This is a genomic window from Variovorax sp. YR266, assembly GCF_900107295.1.
In the GTDB taxonomy this organism is placed as follows: Bacteria; Pseudomonadota; Gammaproteobacteria; order Burkholderiales; family Burkholderiaceae_C; genus Variovorax.
In genome coordinates this window covers 108463-120233 of the sequence record NZ_FNPM01000014.1, presented here as the reverse complement: position 1 = coordinate 120233, position 11771 = coordinate 108463, and the positions used below count along the sequence as shown (strand labels likewise).

Here is an 11771-nt window from a genome sequence, read left to right as displayed (position 1 = left end):
GCGGTGTTCAGGCGGTGTTTCGTCTCGCACTCTTCACCACGGATGTTCGCTCGCCCTGCCTCGGCAGGCCTGACGAGGCGAGCGAGGAGGCCGCCGAGAGCGGGGGACTCCTCAGACGACTTCCACCACGTCCGGCAACACCCGCTCGTAGCGCTTCATCTTCGCCGGCTCGATGCCCAGCCACCGTGCCACCTGCTCGGGCGATGTGCCTCGACGCAGTTGCCTGAGCGCAAAGGTGTGCCGCAGGCGGAATGAACCGCCCTCGCGCGAGTCCATGCCGGCTTCCTCGAGAACGCGTTTCGCGCACTCGTATTGGGACGGCTTTTGCCATTGCTTGCCGGTACGTGTGGAGGGAAACAGGTAAGTGCCAACGATGCCCGCTTCGGTTCGCACGGCCAGCCAGTGCTGCAGCAATTCCGCGGCCCAAGGTGCCATGGGGGTCTCCCTTGCCGGCGAATTGCCGTCCCCAGGCACATGAAGCTTCCAGGGCCGCTCGCGCACACGGCCGCCTTGCGCGACAGGCGAATCCAGCGTCAGCGCCCGCACATCCCCCGGCGTGAGCCCGGCCCCGAGTTGCAAGGCCACCGAGGCCCGATTGCGCACTTCCTGCCAAGTCAGCCCTGCGTGGGCGTTCCGCGGCACTCCGGGCCGCGGCCGAGCGGCCGAGAGAAAGGCAATGAGCTGCCTGGCTTCGCTCACCGGGAGGTATTCCGGCAGGGGATCGGCATGCGCGGCGTCGGCATAGCGGACCTCGGGGTTTGCCTGGATCCAGTCCGCGGCAGCCGTGTTGACCACGGCATCGGTCTGGGCTGCGTGATGGCGCAACACCCGATCGATCAGTCGCATCAGGCGCAACGCGTAGCGGGGCGTGAGCGACAGGTCCGAGGTCTTGCGGCCGAATCGCGCAGCCTGGAATGCCTGCAGATCGGTCAGCGCCAGCGAAGGCAAGGTCACCGCAGGCGACTGCCCCAGACACCATGTTGCGAAGGCCTCCCACATGTCTTTGTAGACCGATGCCGAGCCGTCCCGGCGCAGCAAGCCCGCACCGCGCTGATCGGCCAGCCAAGCCTCGAAAGCCTGCCCGAAGGCGGTCGCATGCGCTGCGGGAGGCAACTCATCGAAAAGAGGAAGGGACAATTCAGCGGCCATGACGCCCAAGTATAAACATGCTAACGGGAGGCGAGAGCATCAGAGAGTTCTCGAGCTTGATGCATCTGTAGAACAGCATTACTTAACAGGAAAGGGCGTGATATGAATCGGCTTCCCGTTAGTTTCTTTTTGATGAACTCACCGCTCCCGATATGGCAGCGGCTGAGCCCCGATGTGATTCGATCGGGCCGCGTAGCGCTCAGAGTGAGCGCATGCAGGATGCTCCCGACAGGCACAGGCCATCACTCAGGCAGCACAGGCGCCGGACTTCTGATCATCAGCTTGACGGTGTAGGGCCCGACGCTGTTGAGCTTCGAGGCCCCGTAGACGAACTCACCCGTGTGCCTGAACCCGAAGCCCTTGAATACGCGGGTGTCGTTGCGATCCGGGTTGCTGCTCTGGAGCAGGTAGGAGAGCCCATGAATGTCGGCCAGCCGCTGGAACGGCCGCGACATTCGCGAGGCCACGCGTTTCTGCTCGTGCACCGGGTGGACACAGACCATGCCGCCGTAGATGCACCGCTCGGGGACGCCTTCGCGCACGCGCATCGCATGGGTCGCGCGCTGCAGGGCGGCCGAAGCGCTCTGGGCCGCCAGGGTCCGGCGCAAGCCATAGGCACGCAAGGCGGCAGGGGCGCCAACCGTCAGCTCGTGAAAGAGCCCCGGTCTCGACGGGATGGCGCTTGGCAGCGTCCTGAGCGCCGCACCGCGGACCGTGCGGGCGCCTTGCGGCTCTTCGCGCGCGGTCTCCAGCACCACCACGCCGCCCGTGCGCAACGCCGCCTGCAGAAGGTAGTGGATGACCCGGGCGATCTTCCGCTCGGCATCGACGAAGTCGCCCGCTCGGATGCGCTTGACGTCAGCGGGCCGCAGCCATGCGATCCAGGCCTTGTCGCGGTTTCTCACGAATGCCTGCGCCATCACCTGGGCTGCGTGCACCAGGTCTTCGGATGTGGCGGCGATGTGCACCCGGGGCGCATCCAGTTCTGCTTGACTGGCGGCGTTCTGCTGCTCGATCAGTTCCACCAAGCTCTGAAGAATGATGGCTTCGATGTTGAGCCGGATGCCGGACATGGCGCATCAGCCCATCTCGTGCTCGCCGACCGTCACCAGGTGGTCGACTGAGAACCCGTTGAACGCGCAGCGCACGCTCTCCGAATAGGCGCCCACATGCTGGAACTCGATCCAGTCGCCCTCCCGCAGGTGAACGGGCAGCGCATACGGAAACGCGAGTCTGTCGTTGCTGTCGCAGGTCGGACCGAAGACGACGAACTCGCTGCGGCCATCGGCCGCCACATCGATCGGCTCGCTGCCGCGCCATGCCCGCACGGGCAGCTGGAAGAACTGCTGCGCCGGCAGCAGTCCCCCGAAGATGCCGGCGCCGCAATAGAGCGCCTGGTCCTTGCGCAGGATGACCCGCGCGAAGAGCGACATGCAGTCGTACGCCAGCACTCGGCCCGGCTCGCACAACAGCTCCACGCGCTTCAGTGCCGAAGACGAGGCAACGAACTCGCCCAGCCGTTGGAGCAGCGAAGCCGGCGGCGACATCGGCATGTTGTCGTAGCGCGCCGGAAAGCCGCCGCCGATGTCCAGTGCGGCCACGGGGGCATTCGCCTGCTCGACCAGCCTGGCGGCCGTCTGCAGTGCGGCGAGGTAGGGCTCGACGCTGATCGTCTGCGAGCCCGGGTGGAACGCGATGCCCGATGACCACCGTGTCTGTGCCGCGATGCGCTGCAGAAGCCGAAGCGTGTCTGCGTGCGACGCGCCGAACTTGCTGTTCAGGTCGTACAGTGCATCCGACGCGCCCGAATGGAATCGCACATAGGTGCGCAGCGAAGGCTCCTGTGTCGGCAGAACCTCCAGCAGTTTCTCGAGTTCCGCGGCGCAATCGACCACGAAGTCGCGCAGCCCCAGTTCCCTCCAGGCGCGTTCGATGTCGCGGCGCGACTTGGCGGGATTCATGAACCAGCAGCGCGCGCCTGGCGCCTCGGCCTGTACGAGAAGAGCTTCGCCGATCGAGGCCACGTCGAAGCCCGCGACACCTGCAGCGCGCACGGTCGAGATCACCTGGGGCAATGGATTGGCCTTCACCGCATACAGCACGCTGCCCGGAAAGCCCTCGACGAAGGCCCTTGTCGCGTGGGCGAGGCGGGCGGGATTGAAGGTATAGAACGCGTCGAACTCTGTCGCGCGCACGGCGGCGTCGAACTGCATGGTGTGTCTGTCCCTCGTTGGTCGTGTGGATGTCGTTCAGCGCGCAAGAAGGCCAGCGCCGTGCAGGTAGGGCATCAGGCCCGCAATGCTCTGCAACTGCGCGTCGGGGGCTGCCGTGCCCGGTGTGCGCGGCGTCTGGCCCTTGCCGGTGTGCACCAGCACGCTCGCAAGGCCCGAGGCCCTGGCGCCTGCGATGTCGGTGAGCAGGTCGTCGCCCACCACCAGCGCTTCGCTGGCGCAGACACCCAGCGCATCGAGCGCGGCCTGGAAGAACACCGCGGAGGGCTTGCCGGTGACGACGGCCGTCTGCCCCGCCGCGGCCTCCAGCCCGAGGATGAAAGCGCCGGCATCCAGCCGGGGCGGCCCGGCACCGTCGAACCAGTAGAGATTGCGATGCGGCACCACCAGCTGTGCGCCGTCGCGCAGCATGCGGAAGACCCCGTTGAGCAGGTCGTAGTCGAAGCGCTCCGCCACATCGCCGATCACGACGAAGTCGGGCCTGGCGTCGTCGCGCCGGATGTTCTCGAAGAGGCTGTCCATGGCATCGGGCACCAACAGGTGGCAGGACGCATCGGGCTGCCTGCGGATGTAGGCGCTGCAGGCCATGGCTGCGGTCTGGATGTTGTCTTCGGCCACGTCGATGCCGCACGCCTGCAGTCCGGCGGCGATGTGATGCGGCAGCTTCGCGCTGATGTTGGTCAGCAGCCGCACCGCGAGACCTGCCTGCGCCGCCTCCTGCAGCGCCCAGTTCGCGCCAGCGATGGCTTCGTTCCGAAAGACCAGGGTGCCATCGATATCGATCAGCAGCGCCTTCAGTGCCATGCCTGCGCCTCGCGCGAGGGTGCGGCATGCGCGGGCCGGCCCAACTCGGCCATGAGGGCCGGTGCCAGTTGCATCAGCGTCAGCGGCGTCTGCCACGCCGGCACGCCGGGCTGCAGCGTCGGCTCCAGGAAGACGCCCTTGAGCCAGGGCGCGTCGGACCAGCAGGTGTGGTCGCCGCCTTTGCGGCTTTCCACGGCAAACGGCAGATGGGGCGACTTGAGCAGGCGGGCAGCGGTCGGCGGCTGCAGATACCAGGGGCTCGTCCATCCACCGCCCAGATCGACCACAGGTCCCTCGATCAGCCGGAAGGCGCCGAGGAGTTCGGTCGGAAGGGCCTCGCCCAGCGCATCGACGATGGCCTGTGTCGTCACGCCGGCTGCCGCCATGCGCGCAGGATTCAGGGCCAGCCAGCCGTTCTCGGCCGGGTGATAGAACGCGAATGAGCGCTCCGTGTCGATCTGCCCGGTGCCGGTCGCCGCGAGCCAGCCCCGCGCCGCGAAACAGCTGTTGGGCGCGAGGTCGTGGCTCAGCGGCTGCATGCCGTGGTCGGAATGCGCGATGAAACGGCAACCCGGTGCGAGCAGCGCCTGGCAGCCGTCGAACAGTTCGAAGAGCCAGTGCGCCAGCCGGGCGCGGATCGCGCCGGCCACTGCATGTGGCGGCGCGGTCGAGTCGTCTCCGAGATGGCGCAGCAGTTGGTGCGACACCAGGTCGATCACCGGGTAGTAGCCCACCGTCAGCTCCGCACCGCCCGCGCGCAGGCTCCACAGGATGTCGTCGAGAAAACTGCGGTGCATCACGTCGAGCAGGTCGAGCAGCAGCAGCTCGGCCGAGCCGTCGCCGCCCTGGTCGACATGCCGCCCCAGCGCCCCGCTCGCATGCAGTCTGGCCGGGTTGCCCACGCTGCAGGCGCGATGACGCAACGCCAGCCGGCGCAGCGCGGCGTCGCGGCCATGCACGAACACCGGCTGGAAGCCCAGGAAGCACAGCCGCGGCTGCCCCTCCACGCGGGTGGCGTGAACCGCGACCGCGCGGTTGGTGTCGCCGGCCAGCGCCGTCGGCAACGCCGGCGACAGCGCGACATGGCAGGTGCTGCCGAAAGGCACGCGCAGATCGCCGCCGGTCGGCACATCGTGAAGCACCATCGCGCTGTTGTCGGGCGACACCGTCAAGGTGCAATGCAGCTGAAGCGCCGGCACCGACAGCGCATCGCCCGGCGCCAGCACCGCGGGTGGGCTCACGGGACGCGCATAGACCTCGGTGTGCGACAGCAGCGCACCTGCCAGTCGCGACGGCTGCACGAAGGGCACGGCGCTGGTGCGGACGCGCCCGCCCGCGACAGCCCAGCGATCCCACACCATCGGCGTGGTGCGCGGCCAGCGGCCGAAGGCATCGGCGACGGCCAGCGGGTCGCCTGCTTCGGCGTCGGGAATCTCGTAGCCCGTGAGGCCGTGCGCGCTGGCGTCGAGCCCGCTCCAGATGCTGAACAGCGAAGGCGGCGTCTGGCAGTTGGGCGACAGCGGCTCCAGCGGCAGAGCGCAATCCACGCGCAGCGGCAGCATCGGTGCGAGCTGCTGCCACAGCGTGTGCGACAGGCCATCGACCAGCAGCCAGAACAGGCCCTTCGCGGGCGTCATGCCATAGCCTCGGCGCGCTCGCCCACGAGCAGCCGGCAAAGGCCGGCTACCTGAGCCTCCAATGCCCTGAGGCTGCCGTTGTTGGTGAGCACGTAGTCAGCTTCGATGCGCGCCATCTGCTGATCAAGCGGACTGTCCTTCACCACGCTGAGATCGTTCCGTTTGGCCAGTCGCTGCGCGCGCACCTCGGCGCGGGCGGCCACCTTGACCACCCGGAAGCCGGCCTCGCGCAGCGCGGGCCAGTCGATGCGGTCGTCGCGCAGGTCGTCGTTGATCACCACGTCGGCGCGCGAAACCGCCAGGCGTCGCAGGAAGCCGTCCGCCAGCGCCCGCGCATGGATGGTGCGCAGGTGCGCGGCCACGCTTTCCAGCAGCTTCTGGTCCTGCGTCTCCGGTGTGAGTGCGATGCCGGCCTCGGCATAGAACATCGCCTGGATGCGGTACAGCGGCTCGGCCAGCTTCACGACTTCGACCGTATGCCCGCGCGCGAGCAGCCAGTCGCGGATCAACTGCGCGGTCGTGCTCTTTCCGGAGCCGCTGGGTGCCACGAGGCACAGGCAGAGGGCCGGGCGCGGTGCGGCCGTTTGCGTGGAAGTGTGGTTCGGCATGTGCTGTGCTCCCCCTCGTGCGTTCAGGCCGCGGCCAGCGCCGCGCGGCCCGGCGTGCTGATCCAGGGCAGCGTGCCCAGCGCGGCGGCGACGGGCGCGGCCACGCGCCGCTCCATCGCGCGGTCGGCCGGCGGCATGCCGTGCCAGGTCGAGGTGATGAAGGTGTGCGGCCACTCGAAGATGCGCGGGTCGCGCAGCACATCGTCGATCTCCTCACCACGCAACTGCCGGGTGCGCAGCACCTCGTCCACCGCGACCTCGGGCAGCACGATGCGCTCGAGCCAGCCGCTGCCCATGGGGCTGCGGCCGACCGCGCTGGCGAAGGCCTCGGGCGTGAGCAGAATCTTGTCGAAGTCGGCGCGCGCCGGGTCACGCGCCGCGTCGGCCTGGTTGCCGAGCCGCTGGACCAATGCCGGGTGCTGCCGCAGCGAGCCCAGGCCGATGTGCGGGTAGTCGGGCCAGCCGCGCGCGCGCAGCCGGCCGTCCACCACGTCCAGCAGCAGCTTGTCGCCAGAGAAATAGCGGTGTCCCTGCCCGAGCACGAGGTCGAGCATGGTCGTGGTCTTGCCCGCGCCCTTGACGCCCGCGATGGCGATCACGCCGCCAGTCTTCTCGTCGAGCACCGCCGAGCTGTGCAGGATGGCCGTGCCTTTGGACTGCTCGACCAGCAGGCCGAAGTAGCGCACGAGTTCGATGAGGTGGATGAACGCCGTCGCCTCGTCGCCATAGAACGCGACCTCGCGCCGCGCGGTGCTGTAGCGGTAGCCCACGCGCGTGTCCGCGTCCCATGCGAGCTGCGTGCCGTCTTCCAACATGCCGCGCACCACCTTGAGCGTGAAGCCGATGGCGTAGGTTTCGCGGATCGTCATCGGTGCGGTGCAGCGCGCGCACCACGCGGGCAGGAAGTCGTCGGCGGCGTGCAGGTCGACCGCGAGGTCCGGCGCGCCGTCATCGGTGCCGGCCCAGAGGTAGGGCGAAAGAAAGGTCCGCAGGCGCATCGCGAGCGGTCTCGACGCTGCGCCCGCTCGCAAGCGCAGGCTGAACACAGTGTTGGTCAACAGGCTGTCCGTCATGGGCGAGGGCTCCCTTCGGCAATGCGTTCGTACAAATGGGCGATGCCTCCGGCGTCGGGCCAGGCATCGAGACCTTGCCGCCGGAGAAACTGCAGGACCTTGTCGCGCAGCGCGGCCTGCTGCTGCGCGACGAGCGCGGCGCTGCCGTCACCGCGCGTGCGCAGATAGCTGACGGCGCAATGGAAAACGGGCGTGGCGGCCTGCGCACAGGAAAAGCCCACGCTGAAGAGGTTGCCCGTCTCGAGGGACTCGCAGCCCGAGCTTGCCCGCGTGTGGCGCCAGCGCACGGCCGGCTGCAGCGGCAGGTCGAAGTGCTGCGCGAGGTCGACCTCGACGGCCGCGCCATAGGGCTGGTCGGGGTGGCGCTGTTCTGTCCATGGCGCGCCGCCGTCCGGCCGCAGCACTGCGCTGAATTCGGCCAGCGGCTCGAGCACCGTGGCGCGGCGCTTGCGGCTGAAGAGCGCCGCATTGGCCCATCCGCACCGGCCCTCGAGATGCGGCAGCACGCGGCACAGGACGTTGTCGTGGCTGCCGTGCTGCAGCTCGTCGCCGATCTGCGCGACGAAGTGCGAGGCAGTGTCGGCGTCGAGCGCGTCGAGCCAGGCATCGCCGAGCGCCAGCACGTCCAGCGGTGCCGTCGCATCGATGGCCACGTGCAGGTCCTCCGGGGCGGCGTGCACGGCGTAGTAGCACTCGTAGTTGCTGGTCTGCAGGTGGTTGGCCTGGAAGGCCTGCCACAGCTGCTCGTACAGTTGCGGCGGCGCGAAAGGCGACACCGGCACCGGTGGCGCGATGAAATGCGCCACGTGGCGGTCGGTGCGGTCGACCAGGTGCCTGATGTGCACCAGCCCATCGTCGATGTCCACATGGGCCAGCGGCACCCAGTCGGGGTCGATGTTGTGGCTCGGCATGGCGGCGGCCGCGTGAGGGGCGGGCTGCCATGTCGCGTCCACGCAATGGGCGACGAGCGCGTGCGCACCGCGGCAGTCCGCCTGCGCCGCACGCGTGCCGGAACGGGTGGCCACGCGCTGGACGCGCAGCCGCCGTGCCGCTTCGGGTGAGGGCTCGGCATGGCGCAGGCGCCAGTTGCCGAACACGATCATCGAGGTCGCATCGCTCATGCGGCCCTCCGCTCGGGCTCTGCCTGCGCCTGGCCGGCGTCCGCGATCTCGCGCACGAAGTCGAGCTTGGAGTACAGGTCCTGCTGGTGCGCCTGTCCCCAGCGCGCGAGCGACGCACCCACGAAACCCGAGATCGCATCGAAGTCCTGCTGCAGCCCGTGCAGCTCGCCGAAGCTGCGCGTGCGGCAGTACTCGACCTCGCATTGCGAGAACGAATGCGCATCGTCGAGCGTGCGGCACACGTCCATGTAGATGCCGAAGATGTTGCCGGTGGCCAGCGATTCGAACTGCGCATCGAAGCGCTTGCGCCGGTACGAGGGCAGCCTCCGCGTGGCCTCGGGCGTCAGCGTGCGCACATGCGCCTCGATGTCGTCCATGCCGAGCGCCAGGTTGCCCCACAGCGATTCGCGGCGCACCTCGCTGTTCTCGATGAACCACTTGCGCTTGACGGTCATGCGGCCGTCCGCTTGCGGGATGTAGGCGACGTAGCCGCTTTCGGCATTGGCGCCCAGCACCTCGAAGATGTGCTGCTCGTAGTCCCAGACCTGGATCTCGCGGTCGATCTCGGGCACGAAGTCGGGCAGGGCGCCATCGGCGATGGCGTCGTGGAACGCCATCAGCAGCCGCCAGGTGTCGGGAATGCCCATGAACGTGAACTTGCGCTCCATCTCCAGGTCGGGCCGCCACTTGGTGTACCAGCACTCGTCGCCCAGCGCGGGGCGCAGCGCTGCGAGCACGGGCGCATGACTTGCGAGCAGGCTGTCGAAGTGGCGCCAGGCCAGCGGCGCATCGGGCATCGCCTCGTCGCGGTAGCGCACGAACAGGCTGCCGAGCTCGCCCTGCTGCACGAAGTGATGGAAGGCGAGCGAGTCGCCCTCGCGGGTGGCGACGATGGCCGGCGCAAGGCGTGGCGAGAGACCGGCACCGGCTTCGAGCGCGGCCCCGAGCGCCGGATACCGTGCACAGAGCCAGGCGCAGAAGCCGCGGCTGGCCGCGCGCTGCGTCGCGCTGAAGCTGCGGTACTCGAAGGCCGGCGAATCCGGCGGTGCGGCGTCGCAGCGTCCATCGGCGAGCCAGACGGCCTGCAGCCGCAGATCGCCGCCGCGCACGTAGAAGCTGTTCGCGCCCTTGCGCAGACCGGTGCCGCTGCACACAAGGACAGCCACCAGCTGCCGCGGCGCGGCGTTCGCATGCACGAGGAAGTAGACGGATTCGCTCATGCCGTCTCCCGGCTGGCGCTCGCCGCGCGGGCCTCGATCGTCAGGCTCTCGCCTTCGAGGCCGCGCGCGTAGAGCGCGCGCGAGGCCACTGCGGGTACCTGGCTTTCCCGCAGCAGGATCGCGAGGTGGCACAGCATCGAGGCCTGCTCGAACACGAAGCCCGAGACGTACGGAATGAGCGCCGCCAGTGCGGCGTAGGGGCGCGGCGCCACGACGATCATCGATCCGCCGCCGACGCGCGCGCGCTCGGCCAAGCGAACGATGGCCGGCCCCAGGCTCTCCGCGCTCGGCATGTGGCTGATCGACACGGTCGCGGCGATGCTGATGTCTTCCAGATGCCTGTCGGCAGGCACCACCAGCGCCGCGCCGTGCGCAAAGCCGGGGGAAATGGTCCGTCGGCCATCTTCCTCGTGGCCGTCGTCGCCCTGCGCCGTGTGCAGGCTCTTGATCGGCGAGAAGTCGATCAGCCTCAGTTGCCCCGCGCCGATCACCCATTCGAGCTGGACCGGTCCGAAGCGCGCTACCGCCGCATGGGTGGCGCGGTGCAGTTGTTCGCGCTCACGCGCGCCGAACGGCGCGGCCGCAGCGGATTGCGCGCCGCTCACCTGCCGGTCGCTGCCGATGAAGAACGCCTGCGTCTGCGCCGATCCACGGTTGATCGCCAGCAGGCCGTCGGTGGAACATTCGCAGAGCACGCCGCCGTCCTCGGTGGGCTGGGTGATGAGCCCCCAGTCGCCGCGCACGTAGTCGCGGATCACGAAGGTCGACGCCTGCGCGCCCAGCACCTGCCGCAGGCGCGATGCCAGTTCGCCGGTGGGCAGAACCTGCTGCCGCAGGCCGTCGGAAAAGTCGAGCACCACGCTGTCCTCGCCGAAGCGCGCGCAGAGGGCCTGCATGCGCGAGGCATCCTCGAAGCCGCCTGCATTGCCGCGCACCAGCAGCGCCGTGCCCGAGGCCACGCCGTGCGCATGCGCCAGCAATGCCAGCGGCCGGCGCTTGGAGCGGAAGTAGTTCGCGAAACCCGGCAGCGGCCTGAAGGCGGCGATGTCTTCGTCGGCCGCGAGATAGAGATCGGTCCACTGCGCGTGAGCCGCGTCGTCCGCCGCATGCAGCGAGGTGATCGGCCGCCCCTGAAGCACCCATACGCGCTCGCCGTCGCAGGCCCATTCGACGTCAACGGCGGTGCCGAGCTGACCCTCGACCGTGCGCACGATGGCGGCCAGCTCGACCAGCATCTCCTGCGCGTCGCGCAACGGCGCATCGCCAACGAGGCCGGCCTCGCCCCAGCGCACCGACTGCGAGGCCGCGGCGCCCGAGACCAGCGCATCGCCCACGCCCTGCACGGCCTCGATCAGCATCTCCGGCCGGCCGTCGATGGGGTCGTGGCTGAAGGCCACGCCGGCCCATCGCGCGGCGACCATGCGCTGCACGATCACCGTCATGTCCAGCGGTGCGTCGAGCAGGCCGCAGCGCAGTCGCTCCACGGCCGCGCGGCGCGAGAACGCGGAGCGCCATACATCGAAGAGGGCCTCCTTCAGCGCCGCCATGCCCTCGACATGCAGCACGGATTCGAAGATGCCCGCAAAGCTGTGTGCGGCACCGTCCTCGATGCCGCCCGAAGAGCGCACCGCCAGGGCGTGCGCGGCCGACAGGCCGGCCGCTGCGAGATGCGCCGCAAGGAGAGCGTTCGCATCGTCCGTCCATTGCGGCACGGCCACGGCATCGAGCCGGTCGAGGTCGCGGTCCAGGAACGCGCCCGCGGTCAGGCGGATGCTCGCGAACACCTCCTGCGCCTCCTCGCGCATGGCGCCGTGGTTGGCCCAGAGCGCGGCCAGCTGTGCGTCGTCGAGCGCGAAGAGCGCGGGCACGGGCACCGCATGCGACAGCGCGACGAGCGTCCGGTACTTGGAAGACATGGCGTGCCGTTC

General features: G+C 69.1%; 10 protein-coding genes. All 10 read right to left on the bottom strand.

Going from position 1 to position 11771, the window contains the following annotated elements:
- Positions 1–111: 111 nt before the first annotated feature.
- The 10 genes from BLW48_RS28810 to BLW48_RS28765 all read right to left on the bottom strand — a co-directional run bounded on the left by BLW48_RS28810 (position 112) and on the right by BLW48_RS28765 (position 11759).
- Positions 112–1149 (bottom strand): tyrosine-type recombinase/integrase, encoded by a 1038-nt coding sequence (locus BLW48_RS28810; protein WP_093178901.1) that lies wholly within the window; start codon positions 1147–1149, stop codon positions 112–114.
- 242 nt (positions 1150–1391) lie between these two features.
- Positions 1392–2222, bottom strand: a complete 831-nt coding sequence (locus BLW48_RS28805) for a hypothetical protein (protein ID WP_093178899.1) — start codon at positions 2220–2222, stop codon at positions 1392–1394.
- Between the two features lie 6 nt (positions 2223–2228).
- Positions 2229–3362: an alanine racemase gene (locus tag BLW48_RS28800; protein WP_093178898.1), complete on the bottom strand. Its 1134-nt coding sequence runs from the start codon at positions 3360–3362 to the stop codon at positions 2229–2231.
- Positions 3363–3398: 36 nt separating this feature from the next.
- Positions 3399–4184, bottom strand: coding sequence for an HAD-IIA family hydrolase (locus BLW48_RS28795; RefSeq protein WP_093178896.1), 786 nt, complete (start codon positions 4182–4184; stop codon positions 3399–3401).
- Positions 4175–5821, bottom strand: coding sequence for a hypothetical protein (locus BLW48_RS28790; protein WP_093178895.1), 1647 nt, complete (start codon positions 5819–5821; stop codon positions 4175–4177). The genes BLW48_RS28795 and BLW48_RS28790 overlap by 10 nt, the downstream gene beginning before the upstream one ends.
- Positions 5818–6429, bottom strand: coding sequence for a dephospho-CoA kinase (locus tag BLW48_RS28785; protein WP_093178893.1), 612 nt, complete (start codon positions 6427–6429; stop codon positions 5818–5820). Before BLW48_RS28785 ends, BLW48_RS28790 begins: the two co-directional genes overlap by 4 nt.
- Positions 6430–6452: 23 nt before the next feature.
- Complete coding sequence (locus tag BLW48_RS28780) at positions 6453–7502, bottom strand: phosphoenolpyruvate carboxykinase (ATP) (RefSeq protein ID WP_093178892.1); 1050 nt, start codon at positions 7500–7502, stop codon at positions 6453–6455.
- Complete coding sequence (locus BLW48_RS28775; protein WP_093178890.1) at positions 7499–8623, bottom strand: hypothetical protein; 1125 nt, start codon at positions 8621–8623, stop codon at positions 7499–7501. The genes BLW48_RS28780 and BLW48_RS28775 overlap by 4 nt, the downstream gene beginning before the upstream one ends.
- The gene (locus BLW48_RS28770; RefSeq protein WP_093178889.1) at positions 8620–9843 is read right to left on the bottom strand and encodes a hypothetical protein; all 1224 of its coding nucleotides are present in this window, start codon (positions 9841–9843) and stop codon (positions 8620–8622) included. Before BLW48_RS28770 ends, BLW48_RS28775 begins: the two co-directional genes overlap by 4 nt.
- Positions 9840–11759 carry a PEP/pyruvate-binding domain-containing protein gene (locus BLW48_RS28765; protein WP_093178887.1) on the bottom strand — a complete coding sequence of 640 codons (1920 nt, stop codon included), beginning with the start codon at positions 11757–11759 and terminating at the stop codon, positions 9840–9842. The genes BLW48_RS28770 and BLW48_RS28765 overlap by 4 nt, the downstream gene beginning before the upstream one ends.
- Between the last annotated feature and the right edge of the window lie 12 nt (positions 11760–11771).

Coding starts and splice junctions, on each gene's coding strand:
- BLW48_RS28785 (WP_093178893.1), bottom strand. CDS start 6,429: ATGCCGAACCACACTTCCACGCAAACGGCCGCACCGCGCCCGGCCCTC.
- BLW48_RS28805 (WP_093178899.1), bottom strand. CDS start 2,222: ATGTCCGGCATCCGGCTCAACATCGAAGCCATCATTCTTCAGAGCTTG.
- BLW48_RS28790 (WP_093178895.1), bottom strand. CDS start 5,821: ATGACGCCCGCGAAGGGCCTGTTCTGGCTGCTGGTCGATGGCCTGTCG.
- BLW48_RS28800 (WP_093178898.1), bottom strand. CDS start 3,362: ATGCAGTTCGACGCCGCCGTGCGCGCGACAGAGTTCGACGCGTTCTAT.
- BLW48_RS28765 (WP_093178887.1), bottom strand. CDS start 11,759: ATGTCTTCCAAGTACCGGACGCTCGTCGCGCTGTCGCATGCGGTGCCC.
- BLW48_RS28780 (WP_093178892.1), bottom strand. CDS start 7,502: ATGACGGACAGCCTGTTGACCAACACTGTGTTCAGCCTGCGCTTGCGA.
- BLW48_RS28795 (WP_093178896.1), bottom strand. CDS start 4,184: ATGGCACTGAAGGCGCTGCTGATCGATATCGATGGCACCCTGGTCTTT.
- BLW48_RS28775 (WP_093178890.1), bottom strand. CDS start 8,623: ATGAGCGATGCGACCTCGATGATCGTGTTCGGCAACTGGCGCCTGCGC.
- BLW48_RS28770 (WP_093178889.1), bottom strand. CDS start 9,843: ATGAGCGAATCCGTCTACTTCCTCGTGCATGCGAACGCCGCGCCGCGG.
- BLW48_RS28810 (WP_093178901.1), bottom strand. CDS start 1,149: ATGGCCGCTGAATTGTCCCTTCCTCTTTTCGATGAGTTGCCTCCCGCA.